This is a genomic window from Natrialba sp. SSL1, from assembly GCF_001861355.1.
In the GTDB taxonomy this organism is placed as follows: Archaea; Halobacteriota; Halobacteria; order Halobacteriales; family Natrialbaceae; genus Natrialba.
On record NZ_MASN01000001.1, the window covers coordinates 266,327 to 287,277 of the forward strand.

Sequence of the window (20,951 nt, forward strand, 5' to 3'; positions counted from 1 at the left end):
TTCGCTGCACGCGGTGAACGACGCAGAAAAAGGGGTCCCGTTGTTACTCCTCCTGGGCGTCCACGACCGCGACGCTCGCGAGATTCACGATGTCCTTGACCTCGTCGCCCCGCTGGAGGACGTGGACCGGGCGGTCCATTCCGACGAGCATCGGGCCGATGGCGTCCGCGCCGCCGAGGCGCTGGAGCAGCTTGTAGCCGATGTTACCCGACTCGAGGTTCGGGAAGACGAGCACGTTCGCGGGCTGGTCGAGCTCCGAGAAGCCGTAGGTTCCCTCCAGAATGTCGTCGACGACCGCGGTATCGGCCTGCATCTCGCCGTCGACGGGGAAATCGACCTCGGGGTCGTCTTGCAGCATCCGCGCCGCGTTTCGCGGTTTGCGAGTGCCCTCGTTGTCGACGCTGCCGAAGTTCGAGTACGAGAGCAAGGCGGCGCGGGGCTCGACGTTGAACCGACGGGCGAGCATGCCGGTCTGTTTCGTCACCTCGGCCAGCACCTCCTCGTCGGGGGCCTGATTCACCGTCGCGTCGGCGACGAAGACGACGCGGTTCTTGAACGTGAGCATGTAGACGCCGGCGGCGTAGTCGACGTCGTCAGCGGTGCCGATCACCTGCAGCGGCGGCCGGAGTGCGGACGGGTAGTGGTGGGAGAGTCCGGTCAAGAGCGCGTCGGCGTCGCCCTGTTCGACCATGACGCTCCCGAAGTAGTTCGAATCACCCTCGATGAGTTCGCCGGCCTCGGTTCGCGTAATTCCCTTCCGGCAGCGCAGTTCGTGCAATCGGTCGGCGTAGTCGTCGTAGTCGCCGACGGCGGGATCTGCGACCTGCGGCTCGAAGTCCAGGCCGAGGCTCGCGGCGGTCTGTCGAATCTCGGACTCGTCGCCGATGAGGATCGGAACCGCGATGCCTTGTTCCTGGATCTGGTAGGCCGCCCGAATCATCTTCTCGTTCTCGCCCTCCGCGAGCGCGACCGTCTTCGGATCGCTCTTTGCCTTGTTGAGGACGACGCGCATCATCTCGCGGGACTTGCCGAGGCGGGCCTCGAGTTCCTCCTCGTACTCGTCGAGGTCGAGGTCCGTTCGAGCCGCACCCGACTCGATGGCGGCTCTGGCGACCGCGGGTGCGACCTGGAAGAGGACGCGCGGGTCGACCGGCTTCGGAATAATGTAATCCGGGCCGTACTGGATCGGATCGTCGCCGTAGGCCTTGACGACAGCGTCGGGGACATCCTGGCGCGCGAGGTCTGCGAGCGCTTCGGCGCAGGCGACTTTCATCTCCTCGTTGATCTCCGTCGCGCGCACGTCGAGCGCGCCGCGGAAGATGAACGGGAAGCCGAGGACGTTGTTGACCTGATTCGGGTAGTCGGAGCGGCCGGTCGCCATGATCACGTCGTCGTCGCGGGCCGCCTTGGCCTCCTCGTAGCCGATTTCCGGATCCGGGTTAGCCATCGCGAAAATGATCGGATCGCTGGCCATCGACTGGACCATCTCCCGGGAGACGAGGCCGCCGATCGAGAGGCCGACGAAGACATCCGAACCCTCCATCGCGTCCGCGAGGTCGCCCTCGGGCACGTCGCGAGCGAACTGCCGTTTGTACTCGTTGACACCGTCGTCTTCTGCGCGAGCCTCGGTGATGATCCCCGAGGAGTCACACATCGTGATGTTCTCGGCTCGGCAGCCGAGCGAGACGTAGAAACGCGCCGTCGCGATCGCGCTCGCACCTGCACCCGAGAAGACGATCTCGAGGTCTTCGAGCTCCTTGTCCGCGATGTCAGCCGCGTTGAGCAGCGCCGCACCGGAGATGATCGCGGTCCCGTGCTGGTCGTCGTGGAACACCGGAATGTCGATCTCCTCGCGCAGGCGCTCCTCGATCGTAAAACAGGCCGGTGCCGTGATGTCCTCGAGATTGATGCCGCCGAAGGTCGGCTCCATCATCTTGACCGCCTCGACGAACTTGTGTGGATCCTCCTCGTCGAGTTCGATGTCGAACACGTCGATGTCGGCAAAGCGCTTGAACAGCACGCCCTTCCCCTCCATGACCGGCTTCGAGGCCTGTGCGCCGATGTCGCCGAGTCCGAGGACGGCGGACCCGTTCGAGACGACGCCGACGAGGTTCCCCTTCGCAGTGTAGGTGTAGGCGTCGGTTTCGTCCTCCGCAATTTCCATACAGGGGGCAGCCACGCCGGGCGAGTACGCGAGCGAGAGATCCCGCTGCGTGTTCGTCGGTTTCGTCGTCGAAATTTCGATTTTACCCGGCGGATCTGTCAAGTGATAGTCTAAGGCATCCTCGTCGAGTCCCATATCAGCCACAGTGCGGGCGACCACTAAAAACAATGCGAAGGCGGATATCGACAAGTGTCGAATATTGCCGTCGCCGACCGGCCCACTTCCGTGTCCCCCGTTTCGACCGTTTTATACGGACCGCGCCAGTCAGGTGGGGTATGGACGTCGCGCTTGGTGGGACGTTCGACCCCGTTCACGACGGCCACCGTCGGCTGTTCGAACGGGCGTTCGAACTCGGAGACGTCACGGTCGGCTTGACCAGCGACGAACTCGCCCCGCAAACACGACACGTAGAACGACGGGTCCGCCCGTTCGACGAGCGACGAGACGACCTCGCGGCCGAACTCGAGTCTATTGCTGCCGAGTACGACCGCAGTTTCGAGATCCGAACGCTCGAAGAACCGACCGGAATCGCGACCGAGGAGCCGTTCGACTACCTGGTCGTCTCCCCCGAGACCAAAGCCGGCGGCGAGCGCATCAACGACATTCGTCGCGAACGCGGCTACGATCCGCTCGAGGTCGTCGTCGTCCCACACCTGCGCGCCGACGACGGCGACATCATCTCGAGCACCCGTATCGTTCGCGGCGAGATCGACGAGCACGGGGCCGTACTCGAGGACGACGATGGGAGAACTGACACCACCGACGGCGCATCGTAACGCCTGACACTGACTGCTCGTTCGTGACTCCCGGCTCTGCTCCAACCCGAGAGCGGCTTCTGTTCGAAAATCATCCAAAACCGCCCAAACTGTTGCCAATGGCAACTACAGTCGGCTACTAATACTGTCTTTCCGCCGCGTATCATACACTTACGACGCACAACAGTCACTGGATCCGAGATACTGCGCACCCTACCAGCGTGGCGGCTCGAGTCCGGCCGCCTCGAGTCGGTCCTTCCAGCGCGTCTGAATCGAGAGTCTGGAGACGTCCGCGGCGTCGGCAACGGTCCCCTGCGTACACCCCTCGCCAGCGACGAGCGCACCGGCGTAGATACTGGCGGCGAGGACCGCCCGTTTCGATCGATCCGCGTCCGGCACGTCCATGAGAAAGAGCTCTACAGCGCAGGAACGGGCCTCCTGCGTCAGTTCGAGTCGATCTGCGACCTGTTCGAGTTCGGCCAGCCACGGTTCGTACTCGAGTCGGTCGCGGGCGCTGTGCATACACCGGTGTATCGCGTGATCAGGGATAAACCTGCGGACGTGCGGTGTGGATGAGAGGGCTGCTGTCGATTGCTGATTCTGCTGTGTATCGACGAGTGATTCGACCGACTGACTGTCGTGTGTGAGTGACCAGTAGCTGGCGTCTGGACGCTGTGTAAGCGGTACCAGTTGGTCGTGGATGCAATCCGTTTCATATCGTTGCCGGTCCCAATAGTGCGCTACTTGGGCCAACGTTCAGCTACGAATATCTCGGCGAATCAGCCGTTCTCCTTGGATTTCACTAGGAGATAACTACTAAAGCCCGGGAATCGCCAAGCACTGAGCAACGTCGGGTTCCGGTCTCGGCACGGCTGGAGGCCTGCGTCACGTCATGAAGGAACCAACCTGCAAGCTCGTCTGTACTGGCTGCGGTCTCGAGATGCCGTACCGAGACCGGTCGCTGGCCGAACAGGCGGCAGAGCTACACCAACTTCGCGATTCGGAGCACGTGACCTTTATCGTCCCGCCGGACTGGTCGCCCGAGGAGCCGGTCAAACATCAGTAACCGGGACCGGGAGCCGTACTGCGGACCGACAACTACTTACTGGACTCGTGAAAAGCGATGGGTGCGCGCGGGTAGCCAAGCTAGGCCAACGGCGCAGCGCTTAGGACGCTGTCTCGTAGGAGTCCGCCGGTTCGAATCCGGTCCCGCGCATGGTTCTGCGGCGAGCAAGCCGCGAGCCGCAGGTTCTGCATCGGGGCGGTTCGAACCCTGCAAGTCGCAGTACTCGAGTAGGGCGAGAGTGACCGTCTTGCTCCGGTTCGAATCCGGTCCCGCGCACTGAACGAACGGAGTGAGTGAAGGAGCAGGTCGGATTCGCGGCCCAGAGGACGAGCGAAGCGATGTCCTCGCGGTTCGAATCCGGTCCCGCGCATTCTCCGCGAACAATATCGTGAGCGGAGACTGCGGTTAGCGGGTTCGAACGAGAGAAGACGCGCGCAGCACCGCGAGCACGTCTTCGCGTTGTTCGAATCCGGTCCCGGCATTCCTGTCACGAACAACCCGCGAGCAACAGCAATCGGATGGCCAGTTCGAACCCTGCAAGTCGCAGCGCTCGAGCAGCGCGAGAGAGTTCGGACCCGCACTCGTAAGATGACCCATTCTACTCGAGTCCACCTCACTATCCGAGTCCATTCTCGCTCTCGCCTCGCCACTCGAGTGCGGTGCTCCTCGGTACTCGAGTGCCTCCCGGTATTTGAGTCCCACTCCACCTGTATCCCATCCGGAGCGTACCGCTATCGCTCACTACCCCGTCCCTGTCTCCCCACCTATTCAGCACCTGCCCTCCTTCAACCCACAGCATGTCGTGGCAGACACACGTCTGACGCTCCATAACGCTTATTCGCGCGCAAACGGCTTGTATGAGCAATGGCCGGGTTAGACGATGTGTTCGGGCAACTCTTCTCGAACGCCGATGCAGTCGTTCTCTTTTCACCGAGTAGCTCCGTCTACGAGCGCTGTCGAGAACTCGAGGATCTCGACACAGTCGTCGTCGGAACGGACAACGACATCGGCGCCGACACCTTCGTCGAGTTGCCACTCGAGTTCGAGGACGTCTCGGAGCGGATCGACTTCGGTCTCGAGGGGGCGCTCGAACAGGGTGTACTCGAGGACGGTGACGAACTCGTCTGTGCGACGAGCGTGTTCAGCGACGAGATGGACACGGTGTCGCGCGTGCGAGCGATCGCGGACGAACGAACGGGAATTTACGATCTCTTCACGAAATCGCGCGCGGAGCCGTCAGTGATCAAGTCGGTGCTCGAACTGGCGATCGAACTCGGGAAGAAAGGGCAGAAGGGCAAGCCAGTGGGCGCACTGTTCGTCGTCGGCGATGCAGGCAAGGTGATGAACAAGTCCCGGCCGCTGTCGTACAACCCGTTCGAGAAGTCCCACGTTCACGTTGGCGATCCGATCGTGAACGTGATGCTGAAGGAGTTCTCGCGGCTCGACGGCGCGTTCGTCATCTCGGATGCGGGCAAGATCGTGTCGGCCTACCGCTACCTCGAGCCGTCCGCAGAGGGGGTGGACATTCCGAAAGGGCTGGGGGCGCGACATATGGCCGGCGGTGCGATCACACGCGATACGAACGCGATCACGATCGTGTTGTCGGAGAGTGATGGGCTCGTGCGGGCTTTCAAGGGTGGCGAGCTCATCATGGAGGTCGATCCGGAGGCGTACTGAGATGAACTGGCAGACCCTCATCGACGAGCCGGCCGTCATAGCTGCGGCGGTGCTCGCGCTCGGGATTGTCGTCGGCTATCTGGTCGGGCGACTCAATAAGGAGCTACTCTCAGCCTCGGGCGTGCCGGACGCGGTCGAGGGGACGCCGTTCGAGCGGACCGCCCAGTCAATCGGGACCTCGTCCGTCGAAATCGTCGCCCGGCTGAGTTCGTGGTTCATCTACGGCATCGCCGTCCTGACGGCGATTCACATCGCCCAGTTGCTCGACACGGAGGCGTTCTGGATCCGGGTCGTCGAGTTCATCCCGCAGGTGTTCATCGCAGTCCTCGTGCTCATTTTCGGATTTATCATCGCCGACAAGGCCGAACTGGCCGTCAGCGAATATCTCCGCGGCGTCAAACTGCCAGAGGTCTCGATCATCCCGAAGGTCGTCAAGTACTCCGTCCTCTACGTGGCCTTCCTCATCGCGCTGGGACAGATCGGCGTCTACGTCGCGCCGCTGTTGATCCTGCTCGCGGTGTACGCCGTCGGCATCGTCATCGTCGGCGCGGTCGTCTTCAAAGACTTCCTCATCTCGAGTGCGGCGGGGATTTACCTGCTGCTCAACCAGCCCTACGGAATCGGTGACCAGATTCGAATCGGCGAACAGTCCGGCATCGTCCAGGAGGTCGACCTCTTCGTGACGAAGATCGAGGACGACTCGGAGGAGTATATCATCCCGAATCGGAAGGTCTTCGAAGACGAACTGGTCCGCCTTCGCGACTAGGGCGACACACCGCCTTTCGTCGCCGGACACTGCAACACCGGCCGATAGACTTTCTTTGACTGTTGTAACTGGGAGCGCTCCAGAGACTCTCCCGTCGTTAACTAAAACACCCATTCAGGCAACTTTGTAAGTCGAATCAGACAACTCCGAAACATTGTTATCAGACACCCCGCATGGTCCGAACACCCATCGTGGTTGTGAACTAATGACAGAACATCGTCTTATCAACACCGAGGTCGGCGTTCTCGGTGCAACAGTCCTCATCATCGGCAACGTAATCGGTGTGAGTGCGTTCGTCCTCCCGGGCCCGCTCGCGGGTGACGTCGGCCCCGGCGTCATCTTCGCGCTCTTGCTCGCACTGATCCCGCTCCTGTTCGGGATACTCATGTCGCTTCAGTTGGGGAGTGCCATTCCCGCTGCCGGCGGCAGCTACGTCTACGCATCGCGGCTCGTCGGCCCTTTCTGGGGCTTCTTGCTCCCCTGGATCACGATTCCCGGCGTCTGGGCGGGTATGCTGTTCATCGGCTTTGGCTTTGCCGAGTACGCCGAGTTCGTCTCCGGGACAGTTGGTGCCGTCCCCGAGGTCCCCGAACTTGCGCTCGTCTACGGCCTGCTCATCCCCTTCATCATCCTCAACGTCCTCGGGATCAAGATGGTCGCGATCATCCAGTTCACGATGGTCTCGCTCATCGTGGTCGGCATGCTCGCGTTCATCATCCCCGGCGCGTTCGTCATCGACACGGCGAACTACACGCCCGCCTTCCCCGAAGGCGCTGGCGCGGTCATCGTCGCCATCGTCTCGCTGTACTTCCCGCTTCGTGGCTTCCGACTGGTACTCGAGTTGGGCGAGGAGATGAAAGATCCCGCCAAGAACATTCCACGGGTGCTCGGACTCTCGGCTGCGATTTCGCTCACGCTGCTGATTGGTCTCGTGGTCGTCCTCGTCGGAACGACGAACTGGCAGGCGCTGGGCCAGATGGATGCTGCGGTGGCACAGGTTTCGCTCGACAACTTCCCGGCACCGCTGACGGGACTGGTCTTCGTCGCGGCGGCGATGGGTGCGCTCACGTCGATCAACATGACCTACACGGCCTACTCGCGGCTGCTGATGCGCGCCGGGCGTGACAACATCATCCCAGGCGCGCTCGCACGGATTCACGACCGGTTCGAGTCGCCACACGTCGCGGTGCTCGTCCTCGGGATTCCGCCGCTGCTCATCGCGCCGGTTTCGCCCGGGACGGTTACGCTCTCGGTCGCGCTCTCGCTGACGATTCTGTTCGGCCTCGCCGTCGCGGGCGTCGCGCTCTGGAACCTGCCGTCGGCGTTCCCGCAGCGCTACGAGTACTCACTGTACAAGCTGCCGCTGTGGATACTCCGGTTCGTCGCCGCGGGCGCAGTCATCTCCGCCGGGTTCCTCTGGATCCTGGTTTCGACCCAGCTTCCGGCGATGGTCGCCGTGCTCGCCGGCTGGATGGTGCTCGGCTACGGCTTCTACCGGGCGCGCCTCTGGTGGTTCAACAAGCGCGGTGTGGATCTCAAAGCACGGATGCGCCGTCTGCACGAGAACGAGCAGCGAGCCGCAGATTGAGTGGGTGGCCGTACTCAGCAGTCGGTAGTTGTTTTTTCGCTCCCTCGATTTGCGTCTACTCCGTGAGCGAGAGCCCCGGATGCCACCGCTCGGCACCCGCCTCGCGCTTTTTCTCGTCCATCTTCGCGAGCAGGTGGGTTGCGAGCGTCGCCGTCTCGGCCGCTCGGGACTCGCCCTCCGTTCTGAACTCGCCGGTCTGGCGGTTCGCGTACACCGAGCAGACCGCGCCGGCGCGCAGCCCGTAGATGTTCGCGAGCGTGAAGATTGCGCTCGCCTCCATCTCGATGTTCTTCACGTTGGCCTCGACGAGTTGATCGACCAGCTCGTCCGCGCCGGCGGCCTCGAACTCGTCGTAGCCGGGGCGACCCTGGCCCGCGTAGAACGAGTCCGCGCTCATCGTGATTCCGGTGTGGTAGTCGTAGTCCAGTCGCTCTGCGGCGGCGACGAGCGCGGCGACGACCTCGTAGTCCGCCGTCGCAGGGTAATCCTCCCGTACGTACTCATCGCTCGTCCCCTCCTGGCGAACCCCGCCGGTGCTGATCACGAGGTCGCCAACGTCCATGTCTTCCTGCAGCGCACCACAGGAGCCGACCCGGATGAACGTCTCAGAGCCGACGCGAGCCAGTTCTTCGACGGCGATCGCGGCAGACGGACTGCCGATTCCCGTCGAGGTGACCGAGATCGGTGTCCCCTCGTAGCTCCCCGTCGCGGTTCGGTACTCGCGATGGTGGGCGCGAATCTCGTGGTCGTCCCAGTGATCGACAATCTTCTCGAGTCGCTCCGGATTGCCGGGCAGGAGGACGGTGTTTGCCACGTCGTCGGCGCTCACTTCGAGGTGATACTGTACGTCCGCGTTCGGATCTTCACTATCGCCGGTCATCGAGTAGCGGCGATTCGCACCGACACCGTATATAAATGCAGGGCGGCCCTACCGGCGGGTATGGCTCGTGATCGGCGCGACGGCCGCGATGGTGCCACCGACGATACCCGATCGGAAAGCATCCTCACCGACACCTACGTTGCCGCACTCCAGCACGACTTGGCTGACATCCCGCCCGAAACGACTCTCGTCGGTGTCGTCCGCTCCCCCACTTCGTGGTTCCACGCTGCAGTCGACGAGAACGTCCCCGAACTCGGCCCGCCTGCTGAACTGCTCGACGACGTGCGGACCTCCGAAGAAGATCTGAAAATGCGTGGCATCTGTGACGAGGAAGCCCACAACGCGGCGTGGGACCAGGTCGGCTTCGCGGACGCCTACCGGGAACACCTCCAGACAGCCGACGACGCAGAGCGTGCAATCGAGTCCCTCGCCGATCGACTCGCTGCCGGCGAGAGTCTGGCGCTCGTCTGCTACGAGAACACCGAGAAGAAGCGGTGCCACCGGACGATTCTGCGCGAGGTACTCGAGAGCCGCCGCTGACGCTGGGGTGCACTCCGGTGAGTGAAAAGTGCCCTGACACTTACGTCGACTCGAGTTGAGTCGCCGGTTGATACACATGACGTACAACTTGGACGGGAAGACGGCGATCGTCACGGGCGGCGCGTCGGGAATTGGCAGGAAAACAGCAGAGCGGTTCGCAGCCGAGGGCGCGAACGTCGTCGTCGCAGACGTAGTCACGGAGGGCGGCGAGGAGACGGTCGAATTAATCGAGTCAGCGGGCGGGTCTGCGACGTTCGTCGAAACTGACGTTACGGACCCGGACGCCGTCGAGGCGATGGTGCAGACAGCAGTCGACACCTACGGCGGACTCGACATCGCGCACAACAACGCGGGCATCGAGGGCGAGAACGACCCGCTCGCCGAGCAGACCGAAGCCAACTGGAAGCAGGTCATGGATATCAACCTGACTGGCGTCTGGCTCTGTTTGAAGTACGAACTGCAGGTGATGACGGCGAACCGCGAGGGCGACGGCGACGACGGCGCAATCGTCAACACGTCCTCCATCGCCGGCCTCTCTGCTGCCGGATCGTCCGCCTACGCCGCGAGCAAACACGGCGTCATCGGACTTACTCGAGTAGCCGCCACGGAGTACGCGGCTGCCGACGTTCGGGTCAACGCGGTCTGTCCCGGCGTGATCGAGACGCCGATGGTCGAACAGTCCGCGGCGGAGAACCCCGAGGAAATCGAGCAGTTCGTCGGTATGCAACCGCTCAACCGGATGGGGTCGCCCGAGGAGATCGCCAACGCTGTCGTCTGGCTCTGCTCGGACGAGGCCTCGTTCGTTACCGGGAACGCGTATCCCGTCGACGGCGGCTTCACGGCGCTGTAACCGACCGGGCGTGCTCACGCGAGCGACTTCTCGCTACGGACTTCGCCAGGCTGGCGTACGGGAAGCCGACTACCGGCTACCGGCTACCGGCTACCAACTACTCACTACCGAATCTCGTCGAGTTGCCGGTTCAGTTTCGCTTCGAGCCGCGTTTCGGCGTCCGCCGGGGAGACATCGGCGAATTCGACCCACTTATCGAAGAATCCTGACGTGCCGAGAAGCCGGACCGCGTCGTACACAGGTGTTCGTTCTTCCAACCCTGACGGAAGCGAGCCGGCGCGCCGTTCGTACCCGTTCTCGAGTACGGTCGCCAATCGGTGTGCACCGTCGTCGTCCGGCAGCAGTTGGTCTCGTGCTCGGTGGAGTTCACGGGCCGGGTCGCCGACGTGAGAGAGTTCCCAGTCGACGAAGCCCGCCGAGGACTCGCTCTGGAAGCAGTTCGGCCGTGCTGGGTCACCGTGCACCAGGGTTGCCGGCGCGTCGTTCAATCGGTCCCGATTCGCTTCGACGGCGGCGATGACGTCGTCGAAATGGTGAGCGAAGCGGTCAGTCGACGCCAGTTCCCGCATCAGTTCGATCCTATCGACGAGGATCTCTGTCCAGGAATCGGTCTCGAGATCGAGTTTGGCTCCGTCGCTGCCCACCACGTGCCCGTGTCGTCGGAACGAGCAGGTGTGGATCGCCGCCAGCGCGCTTCCGACTCGCCGGACTACACTCGTGCGCTCCGCACTGCTCCAGTTCGACCACTGGGACGCGAGGTTCTCGCCCCGAATTGGGGCGGTGATAAGGTAGGGAACCGCTCCGCCAGTCTCGCTCGCAACCACCTGTGGGACGGGGACATCGCAGTGTGTGGCCACGTAGTCGATGACAGCACACTCCCGATCGATCCGCGAGCCGTCACCGTCGGTCGCCACCTTCAGAAAGACGGGTTCGCCGTCGGTAAAATCGACGCGAACCGTTCGATTTTGGTCGTTCCAGGAGGGGCCAGCGGACCGTATGTCATCGATGGTCCGCTCGGGAACGGCATCGTCGAGCGCCAATCTGATCGACTCGTCTCCAGGGTGCTCCACACGCTGTCAGATATGTAACGATCGGCATATATGTTCGGATGGTATGATACTAACTCACAAGAGGTACACCTCTCGTCGCACTTTTCAATCGATGCTGGGACAACAACGGCGAGAAGCGCCCGGTACAGCGCGCTACTCGAGTGTCTCCTCAGAAATCGTGTTCGGCAGGAGTTCACCGAGGGTGTAAACGGTCGTGCTGCCGTCTGCGTCCTCCTTCTCGTCCTCTCCCGCACCCTCGTCACAGAACACGACGAGGTCGTCGTCACAAAACTCCGCCAGCGTCTGCCGGCACATCCCGCAGGGGGTGACGCCGTCGCGGCGGTCCGAACTCACGGCGAGCCGCGTAAACTCCCGGTGGCCGTTCTTGACTGCCTCGGCGATGGCGACCTCCTCGGCGTGGAGGCTGTTGCTGAAGTTCGCGTTCTCCAGGTTGCAGCCGACGAAGACCTCGCCGTCGGCCGTCTCGAGTGCGGCCCCGACGCGGTACTCGGAGTAGGGGACGTGAGCCTGCGATTGGATCTTCCGTGCGGCGTCGATCAGGTCGGCAGCGTCGTCGTTCATAGATGACTCTACTCGGGTGCGCGCAAGAAAGCACCGACCAGCGACAACTCCCGTTTACGCACGTTCCTCTCAGCACGGGAGAACGACGTGGTCCCAGAAGTGGTATACTTCCAGATCTGACTCGTGGTACGAATGTGTCACAAATAACGTATCGACAACGTAAACGGTCCTGAGGCAGCCTTAAGACGGCCTGTGGCGTACCGTTCTCTGGAGATTGAAATGTCAAGTGACGTAATTAAAACGGCAGCCACCAGGGAGCACGTACACGTGCTCGGCGCGACGATTACCATTACGGCCGACAGCGACGACACGGACGGGGAGTTTTCTGTCAAGGATATGCTCGCACCGCCGGGCTTCGAGAACGGGTTACACACCCACGAACCGGCCGAAATATTCCACGTCCTCGACGGTGAAATGATGCTCTACGTCGATGGCGAGACGCAGTACCTCAAACCGGGAATGACCGGGTACGTTCCCGCGAGTGAACCGCACGGTATGCGTGTCGAAGGAGACGAAGTACTGCGCGTGCTCATCGTCATGTCACCTGCGGGAGCCGAGGACTTTTTCCGCGCCGTCGGGGACCCAGCCACCAGTCGTGACCTGCCCGAACCCCGCGAAGTAACCGACGCTGATCTCGAAGGTATCTTCGCGACCGGTGCGGAACACGGCTTTGCATTCCTCGGCCCGCTCCCGACCGACGAGTAAGTCGGTCGGCTACGGACCTAGTGTTTGGATTGGGCATACCTGAGCAGCATAGTGGCCCAACTCGTCGATGTGAGTTGTGAACATAGCTCTCATCCGCCTTTATCGGTTTTACAGGCTCTCCAGGCGAATTCCCCGGGCTTGACCCTAGGGGTGGAGTCGACACTCCGTGAAACAAACTATTACTCCACGTCCGCAACCGCCGACTCGACGACATCGCGAGCGCTCGCGATCAACTCGTCGACCTCGTCGCTCTCCGCGTAGATCCGAACGTAGGGCTCCGTCCCACTCGGACGGACCAGCGTCCACGAGGCGTCTTCGAACTCGAGTCGCACGCCGTAATCCGTGTCGACTGTCGTATCGGGAAAGGCTGCCGGCAGGTTGGACTCAAGTGCACCCATCACGGCCGTCTTGTGCTGGTCCGGGCAGTCGACGCTGACCTTCCGGTACGGCCGCTCGGTGACCGGCTCCCGGAGGGCGTCAGTATCGCCGGCGTCGGCGACGAGCGCGCTGACGATGGCGGCGCTCGCGACGCCGTCGATCCAGCCGCCGAAGGCGGTGTGGATGTGTTTCCAGGGCTCCGCGGCGAAGACGACAGCGGTGTCCTCCTCGCCAGCGGCGCGTTCGCGGGCGATTCCCTCGTGGAGTGCACCGAGTCGGACGCGTTCGACCCGACCGCCGGCGTCCCGAACCTGCTCGTCGATCCGCGCCGAGGCGTTCGGCGTCGTGACGACCACGGGGTCCGCTGCGTCGCTCGCAGCCGTGTAGTGGGCCGCGACGACGGCGAGCACCGTATCCTCGTGGATTACCTCGCCGTCGGGATCGAGCGCAACCAGTCGGTCCGCGTCGCCGTCGTGGGCCAGTCCGAGGTCGAACTCGCCGGCCGCGAGGAACTCGGTGAAGGCCGACAGCGTCTCCGGGGTCGGTTTGCTCTCTCGTGCCGAGAAGTGGCCGTCGACGTTCGCGTTCACCGCGACCACGTCAGCACCGAGGGACTCGAGTACCTGCGGGGTCGCGACCGCGCCGACGCCGTTGCCGCAGTCGACGGCGACGGAGAGGCCGGCAAACGGCGTCTGTCCTGCGCCGAGGTCGGGGAACTGCGTGCGGACGTAGTCCGCGACGGCGTCACGGTAGGGATCGAGCACGTCGAGGTCGGTGGCGCTGCCCCACTGGTCCCATGCGGGGAGCGACGACCCGCTGCTCACGTAGTCCTCGACGGCCTCCTCGGCCTCGCGGTCGAACTCGACGCCATCGACGAAGAGCTTGATGCCGTTGTCCGTCGGCGGGTTGTGGCTCGCAGTGAGCATGACGCCCTTGCGGCCCTGCGAGGCGAACGCGAGCGCTGGCGTTGGTACCTGTCCGATGCGGGCAACGTCCGCGCCGGCGCTCTCGAGGCCGGCCTCCATCGCGGCAGCCAGCGCCGGTCCGGTTTCGCGGCCGTCGCGGCCCACGACGAACGTCTCGCCGGGTTCGCCGGCGGCCTGGCCCACCGAGAGCGCGAGCGCGGGCGTGATCTCCTCGACCGGCCCGCGGATTCCTGCGGTCCCGAACAGAGTCATGTGAGGTCGTTCCGCGAGCAACTACTTATATGACGTGACATACGGTCTCTGCTGGCGGTCGCGCTGGCTAGCCACATCGCAGTCGTTCCTCCCTATCAGGACCCCGTCGCGAAACGACCACGAAACGAGTTCGTACGCCCACTGCGCTAAAATATATTTTAGCTAACATACAACCCGCCGTGGCCCGTCGATTCGGACGAGCACCAATGCATCAGATAGACTCCAGCGAATACATCGAAACCGGCACGACGACGGTTGGACTCGCCGGCGCGGACGGCGTCGTCCTCGCCGCCGACAGGCGCGCCAGCCTGGGCGGCCGCTTCGTCACGAATCGTACCGCACGAAAGGTCGTCCCGGTCGGCGACCACACCGCGCTCACCTTCGCCGGAAGTGTCGGCGAGGCCCAGTCGTTCGTCCGCCAGTTACGCGCCGAACGCTCGCGCTACGAGCACGCGACCGACCGCTCGCCCTCCGTCGAGACGACGGCCACGGTCGCCGGCGACCTCCTACGAAGCGGGCCGTACCAGCACCTCGAACTCGTCCTCGGCGGCACGTTCCCCGAGCCAGCCGTCTACCAGGTTGGCCCCGGTGGTGGCGTGATGGACACACCCTACGCCGCGAGCGGAAGCGGGATGCAACTCGCCTACGGCCGACTCGAGGACGCCTACGAACCGGACCACTCCGTGGACACGCTGCGAGGTCTCGCAACGACCGCGATCCGAAACGCAACCGAGCGCGACACCGCCAGCGGCGACGGGATAACGGTCGCGACGCTGACTGTCGATGAAGACGGAAGCGAAGACGAACACGACCACGAACGCAAATACAAACACGAGCGCGAGTTCGAGCAGTTCGAGCAGTTCGAAAGCATCGACGCCGCCGTCACCGCCACGACAAACGGGGCCGGTGACGAGCCCGGAACCGACGCAGAACCGGGGGTGGCCTCGTAGCGATGGACTCGAGTACCACTCGCCAGCAGGCCTACGATCGCGGCCACACCATCTTCTCGCCGGACGGCCGGCTCTACCAGGTCGAGTACGCCCGCGAGGCGGTCGAGCGCGGCTCGCCAAGTGTTGGCGTCGTCACCGACACCGGTGTCGTCCTCGCCGCGCGAAAGCGCCTTCGATCACCGCTACTCGAGTCGGAGTCGATCGCAAAGATTCACCGGGTCGACGATCACGTTGCGGTCGCCACCGCGGGGCACGCTGCTGATGCGCGGCAGTTGGTCGAAACGGCTCGAAAGCGCTGTCAACGCCACCGGCTCCGCTATGCTGAGCCGATACCGACCGGGACGCTCGCGGAGGCGATTGCTGACCATATTCAGGAACAGACGCAGGCCGGCGGGACGCGGCCGTACGGTGCTGCGTTGCTCGTTGCGGGTGTCGACGCTGGAAGGGGAAGGGAAAGGGGAAGGAGAAAGGAAAGCGAAAGCGGTAGCGGTAGTGGAAGCGGTAGTAACGCAGCAGGACAACATCCCCGGCCAGCGCTCTACGAGGTCGACCCCGGCGGCACGCACTACGGCTGGCGTGCGACCGCGATCGGCAACGGCACGGCCGATATCAGATCGTTCCTGGAGGGGCGACTGGCTGACGGCGATGTCGAGGCCGAGGCGGGGGTGGGAGAGGACGGTCTCCCGCTCGCACTCGAGTCCCTCGCCGCCGGCACCTCTGAGACCGAGACCGACACCGAACTCTCACCCGAGACAGTCGACGCCCTCGTGCTCACCCCCGATACCGTAGCTGATCGAGCGGGCGCTGTCGGCGAAGAGCAGCTTGCAGAAGAACTCGGGGAACTCGAGTAGGAGCGGGTTCGCTACTGAGCAGTCGTCTCGGCTGTATCGTCCGTCTCGTGTGTCACGACTGTTTCGCCAGCCTCGGTCGTCTCCGTGGTCTCGGCGGCACCGTCACCCTCGGCGGATTCGTTACCCTCGGTGGTCTCGGACACCGACGCTCGCTGCGTCTCGACTACGTTCAGCCGCTCGTCGACGTACAGCGCGAGCACATCGTCCTCGAGTTCGACGATGACGCGGACGGCGAGCGGGTCCTCGGAGAGCACGGTCTCGGCCCACTCGTGGCCGACGTTCCAGAGCGGGCGCTCGCTGACAGCCTGCCCGTGTTCGTAGTAGAACGAGACGACGGCCGGATGCGAGAGTAGTGAGAGCGAGACAGGCGACCGGAGCGTCGTGCCACAGCATGAGCAGGTAAAATCGGCCTGAAGGTGTGTGGCGTGTTCTGCGGGCAGAAGGTCGTCTGTCGCCGGCGACGGCCGCACGAGTCTGGCGTCGACCTCGCCGCTGCAGGCCGGGCAGACGCCGTCGCGAACGAGCGAGAGTCGGTGTCTGTGGTAGCGATCGAATGCTGCGGGGAACGATTCGCCGTGGGACTCGAGGCCGGCCGGTGGAAGATCGAGTCGGAGCAGGCGGCGTTCACAGTGCCCGCAGGCGACGGTAACCCGGTTGTCGCTGGCCTGGGCGGTAAGCGCGTCGTGCTCGCAGAACGGGCAGTCGTCCTCGAGCGGGACCGGCGGGTGGTCGACGCGCTGGGTGTACGTGCCGGTCGCAATGGCGCGTGCGATTTGCTCGCCGGCGTAGGTGAGTTCGTAGCCGTCGGCACCGGAATCGGCGTCAGCTGACGACTCCTCGTTTATCTTCCGGAGATACGGTCCCACGAGCTCGTCCAGATGATAGGCAAAGCCGGCCGACGTGTCGACTTCCGAGGCTTCGAATAGCATTGAGAACGACGGAGTCGATCGCTCGGATTCGGCAGCGCCGTCCGTCCACTCGAGCATCGTCTCGAGTATCCCCATCCTGACCTCGTTGCCGAGCGCCTGGAAGGCGTCGCTGGGATCGGAGACGCGGTCGCTCGGCTCGGGCGTGGCGACGGGCGGGTCCTCGCCGTCCTCCGTGGACATGGCCGTCAATTCGTGTCGAACGAAAAAGTACGTTTGGCTAGATCTGGCGCTATGCCTGCCGTTTTTCCTTCTGCACCACGCGCACGTTCTCGATTCCCGTCTCGGGGTACTGGCCCTCGGCGTCCTTCTCGACGGCTTTCACCATATCCCAGACGACGTTCAGCCCGGTCGTGACACCTTCGAGGGCCTCCATCTCGCAGCCGGTTTTGCCGGTCGTCTCGACCGCGACCTCGCACTCGACGCGGTTCTCGGCCAGCGAGAAGTCGGTGTCGACGTTCGTAATCGGAATCTGGTGGCACATCGGGATCGTCTCCCAGGTGTGCTTGACGGCCTGCACCGCGCCGATTCGGGCGGTTGCGAGCACGTCACCCTTGCCGATCTCGTCCGCGCGAATGGCCTCGACCGTCGATTCCTGCAGGCGGATCTCTCCCGCCGCGACGGCCCGGCGTTTGCTGTCGGGTTTGTCGCCGACGTCGACCATCTGTACGTCGCCCTCGTCTGTGGTGTGGGTGAGGTCCTCGGCGGTGGCGTCGGCGTCCGTCTCCGCTCCACTGTCGTCTCCGCTCCCCCCATCCGTCGAAATCGGCTTGTCGCTCATCAGTTCTCACTCCCCTCACTCTCCCACAGCACCTTGGGGATTTCCTCGAGTACCTCGGAGGCGAGATAGCCGAACCCATCGGCCGCCGCGAGCCGTTCGCCGGCGAGTCCGTTGACCTGCGCAGCCGCCGCGGCCGCGTCCAGCGGCTCGGCGTGCTCCAGTAAGGCAGCGACGATGCCGGTGAGCACGTCGCCCGTCCCGCCGACTTTCATCCCCGCCGTTCCCGAGCGGCTGAGCCGCGTTCGCTCGCCGTCAGTTATCACGTCCGTCGCCCCCTTTGCGAGAAGTACGTCGACGTGCTCAAGTTCCGCCGTGAACGTCTCAATCTCGTCCGCAGCCTCCTGCAGGTCGTCCACGTCGGGGCCGCCCATTCCCGCAAGCTCGCGCCGGTTCGGCGTACAGACCAGGGTCGCCTCAGTCTCGAGATCCGGCACCGTCTCGAGTGCGTCCGCGTCGACGACCGCGGGGCCGGTGTAGGACGTGAGAAACTGGCGGGCGGCCTCGAGCGTCTCGTCTGCGGTGCCGAGTCCGGGGCCGAGGATCACCACATCGTCGTACCGTTCGGCGGTGTCGACGAGGTCGCTGACCTGGTCTGGCGTGAGCATCTCGCTCTCGTAGGGCTGGACGATCAGGTCCTCGGCGTAGCTCTGGATCTCGCCGGCGACGGTGTCGGGCGCGGCGACGAACGAGAGTTCCATGCCGGCTCGGAGGGCGGACTGTGCGGCGAGCGCCGGCGCGCCGGTGTAGGGGCCGCCGCCGATGACGAACGCCCGGCCGGTTCGGTCGTCGGGACGCGCGAGTTGCACGTCACCGGGGCCGACGAACCGCTCGGCTGCTGCCGGGATTCCGATGTCCGCGACGGTTACGTCGGCGTCGAGGTCGTCCAGACCGGGTTTGGTGTCGTGGAAGGTGACGACGTGGTCGGCCTCGACGGCGTTGGAAGCGAGCAGGTCGCCGGTGTCGTCAGCGGCGGACGAGTTGCCGGCGTTGGCGTCGAAGCCGGACGGCACGTCCACCGAGACGACGGTCGCGTCGGCGTCGTTGATCGCCTGCGCCGCGGTGGCCGCGGGCTCGCGGAGATCGCCGCTGATCCCCGTGCCGAGCATCGCGTCGACGATCACGTCGCAGTCGGGGAGGGCGAAGTTTTCGGAGTCGGTCACCTCGCGCGTCTCGTAGCCCGCGTGCTGGAGCGCGTCCCAGTTCTCGCGGGCGATTTCGGTACCGATGGTCTCCGCGCGGCCGAGCAAGAGCGTCCGCACGTCGTAGTCGTCCAGAAAGCGCGCGGCGACGAACGCGTCCCCGCCGTTGTTTCCGCGGCCGGCGACAACGGCGACGGTTGCACCCGGCGCTGTGACCTCCCGGACCGTGCGGGCGATGGCGTTCCCACTCGACTCCATGAGCTGTTTCTGCGGGACGCCGAGCGCCGCGGCGTTCGCGTCGACTGCGGCCATGCGTTCGCCTGTAATCATACGCGAGCGTTCGACGGGCCGGCCGTTGAAGATTGCGGACGATAACCTCAACAGCCTCGAACACCTACGCCCCTCGTGAACGTCTTCTGGCTCGACGAGGACCCGCGCCTCGCAGCGCGCTATCACTGCGACCAGCACGTCAACAAGCTGCTTCTGGAGGCCGCACAGGTCCTCTGCACGGCGGCCCGCGAGAATGGCTACGAGGCCGAGTTTCTCTACCAGCCGACCCACGTCAGCCACCCGGTCACCGAGTGGGCGACCGAATCACGGGCGAACTGGCTGCGCCTGCGCGAGCACGCCGAGGCGCTCAACGCCGAGTTTACCGAGCGCTACGAGAAGGACGACGGCGAAAACCACGCGAGCTGGGAGGTCATCGACCAGATCGACCCCGACCTGATCGACTTTCCAGCTACGGAGCCGACGCGGCGGCCGCAGGCGATGCCCGACGAGTACAAGCAGTCCGGAGATCCTGTCGCGGCTTACCGTGCCTACTACGCCGGCGAGAAGGCCGAGTTCGCAACGTGGAAGTACACCGAGGAGCCGCCGTGGCTCGCGGAGTATCTGGTCGAAACAATTTGAGGATTCTCAAAACAGCTCGCAGCCAGTCAGTACCGAATCTCGAACCCACTCTCTCCTTCGGGATCCTCGAACTCGACCTCGACGTTTTCGACTTCCGCCGCCGGACTCCCCGTGTGACACCACTCAACCATCGACTCGACGGCCTCGTCAGAACCCTCGAAAATCGCCTCTACGCGGCCGTCGTCGAGGTTCCTCACCCAGCCGTCGATTCCCTTTTCCTGGGCCGTATCGCGCGTGTTCGCCCGGTAGTAAACGCCCTGCACAGTTCCCGAAACAAAAACGTGTGCGCGTGTCCGGTCTGACTCGTCTGCCATACGCGAGCACTCGAGTGCGACCGGCAAAAATCCCGGCCTCGGCGCGCCAGCGTCCGTCACACTGCCGGCTTACTCCCCACGTTCGAATCGCCGCGACCCGATAATCAGCCAGCCGGTGAGCGCGAACACCACGATCAGAAACCCGATCCAGGCAGCGTCGGTTGCTACGCCGTTTGCCGGCTGGGTGTACTCGAGTACCGCGAGCGCGAGCAACAGCCCAGCGACAACGAGGATGTTCGTGCCGACGAACGAGGCGAGCCCTTCCTCGTCGGTGACGGTGTTGGGATCGTAGCCGGCGATGAGTTCGACGTGGTCGAAGTATTTGATCGCGATACCAAGTCCGCCGACGAAGACGGCGCTGGAGAGCAGGACGGCGACTGCGGGGCCGTTCATACACATCTAGTGGCAGTAATGCTACAAATAAGTGCCCGACGAGTTCCGTTGGCTGGATCGATCATCACGAGCGGAGAGAGAGAGGGAGAGAGTGGGAGTCTGGACCGAACTCGAGTTCAGGCAGTCAGACGGCGACGGACCCACAGCTCGATCCAGGCGCTCACTAGCATCAGTGCGAGTCCGGTCGGTGCCGTCACAAAGACCAGTCCGATGAGTGGATCACCAGGTCCTGGATCCGCCTCTGACCAGATCCAGACGCCGATAGTCAGCACAGCGACGATTGCTGGCGTGAGCACCCGGTTCCGAACGAGAAGGAACGCCGGAAGTCCACCGAGAACGAAAAAGACCGCACTCGGCAGCAACTGGACTGGGTGCTCGAACGCGATCAGCGGGTAGTTCAACCCGGCGGCGTACCACGAAAGCACCGCTGCGCTCACAGTACCGCCGAGGACGAACGCGCCGACGGCGGAGCGACGGGCGGTTTCCATGCCGTGATAGTTGCATGCACAA

Annotated in this window: 23 protein-coding genes and 1 tRNA gene; 12 read left to right on the top strand and 12 right to left on the bottom strand. The window is 64.0% G+C overall.

The genetic code is table 11. The annotated features are described in order from the left end of the window. Nucleotides 1-43: 43 nt before the first annotated feature. Nucleotides 44-2,299 carry an NADP-dependent malic enzyme gene (locus BBD46_RS01335; RefSeq protein WP_071399953.1) on the bottom strand — a complete coding sequence of 752 codons (2,256 nt, stop codon included), beginning with the start codon at nucleotides 2,297-2,299 and terminating at the stop codon, nucleotides 44-46. Nucleotides 2,300-2,439: 140 nt separating this feature from the next. Between BBD46_RS01335 and BBD46_RS01340 the strand changes: the two genes are divergently transcribed. Next, complete coding sequence (locus tag BBD46_RS01340; protein WP_071399954.1) at nucleotides 2,440-2,940, top strand: phosphopantetheine adenylyltransferase; 501 nt, start codon at nucleotides 2,440-2,442, stop codon at nucleotides 2,938-2,940. A 192-nt stretch (nucleotides 2,941-3,132) separates the two neighbouring features. On the opposite strand, the gene BBD46_RS01345 is transcribed toward BBD46_RS01340, so the two are convergent. Then, on the bottom strand, nucleotides 3,133-3,441 hold the full coding sequence (locus BBD46_RS01345) for a cyclin (protein ID WP_071399955.1): 309 nt from the start codon (nucleotides 3,439-3,441) through the stop codon (nucleotides 3,133-3,135). A 370-nt stretch (nucleotides 3,442-3,811) separates the two neighbouring features. Here BBD46_RS01345 and BBD46_RS22475 point away from each other — a divergent pair, with 370 nt between their 5' ends. The 5 genes from BBD46_RS22475 to BBD46_RS01365 all read left to right on the top strand — a co-directional run bounded on the left by BBD46_RS22475 (nucleotide 3,812) and on the right by BBD46_RS01365 (nucleotide 8,016). Continuing rightward, nucleotides 3,812-3,985, top strand: coding sequence for a hypothetical protein (locus BBD46_RS22475; RefSeq protein ID WP_004214082.1), 174 nt, complete (start codon nucleotides 3,812-3,814; stop codon nucleotides 3,983-3,985). Nucleotides 3,986-4,050: 65 nt separating this feature from the next. Then, nucleotides 4,051-4,135, top strand: a tRNA-Leu gene (locus tag BBD46_RS01350). Nucleotides 4,136-4,849: 714 nt separating this feature from the next. Then, the gene (dacZ, locus tag BBD46_RS01355) at nucleotides 4,850-5,662 is read left to right on the top strand and encodes a diadenylate cyclase DacZ (protein ID WP_071399956.1); all 813 of its coding nucleotides are present in this window, start codon (nucleotides 4,850-4,852) and stop codon (nucleotides 5,660-5,662) included. Nucleotide 5,663: 1 nt separating this feature from the next. Continuing rightward, nucleotides 5,664-6,428 (top strand): mechanosensitive ion channel domain-containing protein, encoded by a 765-nt coding sequence (locus tag BBD46_RS01360; RefSeq protein WP_071399957.1) that lies wholly within the window; start codon nucleotides 5,664-5,666, stop codon nucleotides 6,426-6,428. 205 nt (nucleotides 6,429-6,633) lie between these two features. After that, nucleotides 6,634-8,016: an APC family permease gene (locus tag BBD46_RS01365; RefSeq protein ID WP_071399958.1), complete on the top strand. Its 1,383-nt coding sequence runs from the start codon at nucleotides 6,634-6,636 to the stop codon at nucleotides 8,014-8,016. Between the two features lie 55 nt (nucleotides 8,017-8,071). On the opposite strand, the gene BBD46_RS01370 is transcribed toward BBD46_RS01365, so the two are convergent. Then, nucleotides 8,072-8,896, bottom strand: coding sequence for a nucleoside phosphorylase (locus BBD46_RS01370; protein WP_071399959.1), 825 nt, complete (start codon nucleotides 8,894-8,896; stop codon nucleotides 8,072-8,074). 60 nt (nucleotides 8,897-8,956) lie between these two features. On the opposite strand from BBD46_RS01370, the gene BBD46_RS01375 reads away from it, so the two are divergent. Next, a complete protein-coding gene (locus BBD46_RS01375; protein ID WP_071399960.1) occupies nucleotides 8,957-9,436 on the top strand; it encodes a DUF488 domain-containing protein in 480 nt (159 codons plus the stop codon). Between the two features lie 76 nt (nucleotides 9,437-9,512). Further along, a complete protein-coding gene (locus BBD46_RS01380; protein ID WP_071399961.1) occupies nucleotides 9,513-10,286 on the top strand; it encodes a glucose 1-dehydrogenase in 774 nt (257 codons plus the stop codon). A 104-nt stretch (nucleotides 10,287-10,390) separates the two neighbouring features. On the opposite strand, the gene BBD46_RS01385 is transcribed toward BBD46_RS01380, so the two are convergent. Continuing rightward, on the bottom strand, nucleotides 10,391-11,356 hold the full coding sequence (locus BBD46_RS01385) for a phosphotransferase family protein (protein ID WP_071399962.1): 966 nt from the start codon (nucleotides 11,354-11,356) through the stop codon (nucleotides 10,391-10,393). A 132-nt stretch (nucleotides 11,357-11,488) separates the two neighbouring features. Further along, nucleotides 11,489-11,917: a cytidine deaminase gene (cdd, locus tag BBD46_RS01390; RefSeq protein WP_071399963.1), complete on the bottom strand. Its 429-nt coding sequence runs from the start codon at nucleotides 11,915-11,917 to the stop codon at nucleotides 11,489-11,491. Nucleotides 11,918-12,136: 219 nt separating this feature from the next. On the opposite strand from cdd, the gene BBD46_RS01395 reads away from it, so the two are divergent. After that, the gene (locus tag BBD46_RS01395) at nucleotides 12,137-12,622 is read left to right on the top strand and encodes a cupin domain-containing protein (protein ID WP_071399964.1); all 486 of its coding nucleotides are present in this window, start codon (nucleotides 12,137-12,139) and stop codon (nucleotides 12,620-12,622) included. Nucleotides 12,623-12,801: 179 nt separating this feature from the next. On the opposite strand, the gene BBD46_RS01400 is transcribed toward BBD46_RS01395, so the two are convergent. Then, nucleotides 12,802-14,178 (bottom strand): phosphomannomutase, encoded by a 1,377-nt coding sequence (locus BBD46_RS01400; protein ID WP_071399965.1) that lies wholly within the window; start codon nucleotides 14,176-14,178, stop codon nucleotides 12,802-12,804. Nucleotides 14,179-14,384: 206 nt separating this feature from the next. Here BBD46_RS01400 and BBD46_RS01405 point away from each other — a divergent pair, with 206 nt between their 5' ends. Together BBD46_RS01405 and BBD46_RS01410 are read left to right on the top strand one after the other, a co-directional pair. After that, entirely contained in the window at nucleotides 14,385-15,128 is a 744-nt protein-coding gene (locus BBD46_RS01405; protein ID WP_071399966.1) for a proteasome subunit alpha, read from the top strand. A 2-nt stretch (nucleotides 15,129-15,130) separates the two neighbouring features. Beyond that, nucleotides 15,131-15,979 (top strand): proteasome subunit alpha, encoded by an 849-nt coding sequence (locus BBD46_RS01410; RefSeq protein WP_071399967.1) that lies wholly within the window; start codon nucleotides 15,131-15,133, stop codon nucleotides 15,977-15,979. Nucleotides 15,980-15,990: 11 nt separating this feature from the next. On the opposite strand, the gene BBD46_RS01415 is transcribed toward BBD46_RS01410, so the two are convergent. From BBD46_RS01415 to BBD46_RS01425, 3 genes are read right to left on the bottom strand one after another with little or no spacing between them, the layout of a single operon-like run. Next, nucleotides 15,991-17,088 carry a DUF7351 domain-containing protein gene (locus tag BBD46_RS01415; RefSeq protein WP_071399968.1) on the bottom strand — a complete coding sequence of 366 codons (1,098 nt, stop codon included), beginning with the start codon at nucleotides 17,086-17,088 and terminating at the stop codon, nucleotides 15,991-15,993. A 49-nt stretch (nucleotides 17,089-17,137) separates the two neighbouring features. Next, nucleotides 17,138-17,686 (bottom strand): cyclic pyranopterin monophosphate synthase MoaC, encoded by a 549-nt coding sequence (gene moaC, locus BBD46_RS01420; protein WP_071399969.1) that lies wholly within the window; start codon nucleotides 17,684-17,686, stop codon nucleotides 17,138-17,140. Continuing rightward, on the bottom strand, nucleotides 17,686-19,155 hold the full coding sequence (locus tag BBD46_RS01425; RefSeq protein ID WP_071399970.1) for a bifunctional ADP-dependent NAD(P)H-hydrate dehydratase/NAD(P)H-hydrate epimerase: 1,470 nt from the start codon (nucleotides 19,153-19,155) through the stop codon (nucleotides 17,686-17,688). The genes moaC and BBD46_RS01425 overlap by 1 nt, the downstream gene beginning before the upstream one ends. A 75-nt stretch (nucleotides 19,156-19,230) precedes the next feature. On the opposite strand from BBD46_RS01425, the gene BBD46_RS01430 reads away from it, so the two are divergent. Continuing rightward, the gene (locus BBD46_RS01430; protein WP_071399971.1) at nucleotides 19,231-19,734 is read left to right on the top strand and encodes a hypothetical protein; all 504 of its coding nucleotides are present in this window, start codon (nucleotides 19,231-19,233) and stop codon (nucleotides 19,732-19,734) included. 26 nt (nucleotides 19,735-19,760) lie between these two features. Here BBD46_RS01430 and BBD46_RS01435 read toward each other — a convergent pair whose 3' ends face one another. The 3 genes from BBD46_RS01435 to BBD46_RS01445 all read right to left on the bottom strand — a co-directional run bounded on the left by BBD46_RS01435 (nucleotide 19,761) and on the right by BBD46_RS01445 (nucleotide 20,929). Beyond that, nucleotides 19,761-20,048: an acylphosphatase gene (locus tag BBD46_RS01435; RefSeq protein WP_071399972.1), complete on the bottom strand. Its 288-nt coding sequence runs from the start codon at nucleotides 20,046-20,048 to the stop codon at nucleotides 19,761-19,763. Nucleotides 20,049-20,117: 69 nt separating this feature from the next. Then, entirely contained in the window at nucleotides 20,118-20,441 is a 324-nt protein-coding gene (locus tag BBD46_RS01440) for a DUF3784 domain-containing protein (RefSeq protein ID WP_071399973.1), read from the bottom strand. A gap of 116 nt (nucleotides 20,442-20,557) precedes the next feature. Further along, the gene (locus tag BBD46_RS01445; RefSeq protein WP_071399974.1) at nucleotides 20,558-20,929 is read right to left on the bottom strand and encodes a TRAP dicarboxylate transporter subunit DctM; all 372 of its coding nucleotides are present in this window, start codon (nucleotides 20,927-20,929) and stop codon (nucleotides 20,558-20,560) included. Nucleotides 20,930-20,951: the final 22 nt, after the last annotated feature.

Excerpts from the sequence above, each read along its gene's own strand:
- cdd (WP_071399963.1), bottom strand. The coding sequence starts at position 11,917 with ATGAACGACGACGCTGCCGACCTGATCGACGCCGCACGGAAGATCCAA.
- BBD46_RS01400 (WP_071399965.1), bottom strand. The coding sequence starts at position 14,178 with ATGACTCTGTTCGGGACCGCAGGAATCCGCGGGCCGGTCGAGGAGATC.
- BBD46_RS01410 (WP_071399967.1), top strand. The coding sequence starts at position 15,131 with ATGGACTCGAGTACCACTCGCCAGCAGGCCTACGATCGCGGCCACACC.
- BBD46_RS01375 (WP_071399960.1), top strand. The coding sequence starts at position 8,957 with ATGGCTCGTGATCGGCGCGACGGCCGCGATGGTGCCACCGACGATACC.
- BBD46_RS01425 (WP_071399970.1), bottom strand. The coding sequence starts at position 19,155 with ATGATTACAGGCGAACGCATGGCCGCAGTCGACGCGAACGCCGCGGCG.
- BBD46_RS01415 (WP_071399968.1), bottom strand. The coding sequence starts at position 17,088 with ATGTCCACGGAGGACGGCGAGGACCCGCCCGTCGCCACGCCCGAGCCG.
- BBD46_RS01360 (WP_071399957.1), top strand. The coding sequence starts at position 5,664 with ATGAACTGGCAGACCCTCATCGACGAGCCGGCCGTCATAGCTGCGGCG.
- BBD46_RS01335 (WP_071399953.1), bottom strand. The coding sequence starts at position 2,299 with ATGGGACTCGACGAGGATGCCTTAGACTATCACTTGACAGATCCGCCG.
- BBD46_RS01395 (WP_071399964.1), top strand. The coding sequence starts at position 12,137 with ATGTCAAGTGACGTAATTAAAACGGCAGCCACCAGGGAGCACGTACAC.
- BBD46_RS01370 (WP_071399959.1), bottom strand. The coding sequence starts at position 8,896 with ATGACCGGCGATAGTGAAGATCCGAACGCGGACGTACAGTATCACCTC.
- dacZ (WP_071399956.1), top strand. The coding sequence starts at position 4,850 with ATGGCCGGGTTAGACGATGTGTTCGGGCAACTCTTCTCGAACGCCGAT.
- BBD46_RS01340 (WP_071399954.1), top strand. The coding sequence starts at position 2,440 with ATGGACGTCGCGCTTGGTGGGACGTTCGACCCCGTTCACGACGGCCAC.
- BBD46_RS01345 (WP_071399955.1), bottom strand. The coding sequence starts at position 3,441 with ATGCACAGCGCCCGCGACCGACTCGAGTACGAACCGTGGCTGGCCGAA.
- BBD46_RS01405 (WP_071399966.1), top strand. The coding sequence starts at position 14,385 with ATGCATCAGATAGACTCCAGCGAATACATCGAAACCGGCACGACGACG.
- moaC (WP_071399969.1), bottom strand. The coding sequence starts at position 17,686 with ATGAGCGACAAGCCGATTTCGACGGATGGGGGGAGCGGAGACGACAGT.
- BBD46_RS01445 (WP_071399974.1), bottom strand. The coding sequence starts at position 20,929 with ATGGAAACCGCCCGTCGCTCCGCCGTCGGCGCGTTCGTCCTCGGCGGT.
- BBD46_RS01440 (WP_071399973.1), bottom strand. The coding sequence starts at position 20,441 with ATGAACGGCCCCGCAGTCGCCGTCCTGCTCTCCAGCGCCGTCTTCGTC.
- BBD46_RS01435 (WP_071399972.1), bottom strand. The coding sequence starts at position 20,048 with ATGGCAGACGAGTCAGACCGGACACGCGCACACGTTTTTGTTTCGGGA.
- BBD46_RS22475 (WP_004214082.1), top strand. The coding sequence starts at position 3,812 with ATGAAGGAACCAACCTGCAAGCTCGTCTGTACTGGCTGCGGTCTCGAG.
- BBD46_RS01365 (WP_071399958.1), top strand. The coding sequence starts at position 6,634 with ATGACAGAACATCGTCTTATCAACACCGAGGTCGGCGTTCTCGGTGCA.
- BBD46_RS01380 (WP_071399961.1), top strand. The coding sequence starts at position 9,513 with ATGACGTACAACTTGGACGGGAAGACGGCGATCGTCACGGGCGGCGCG.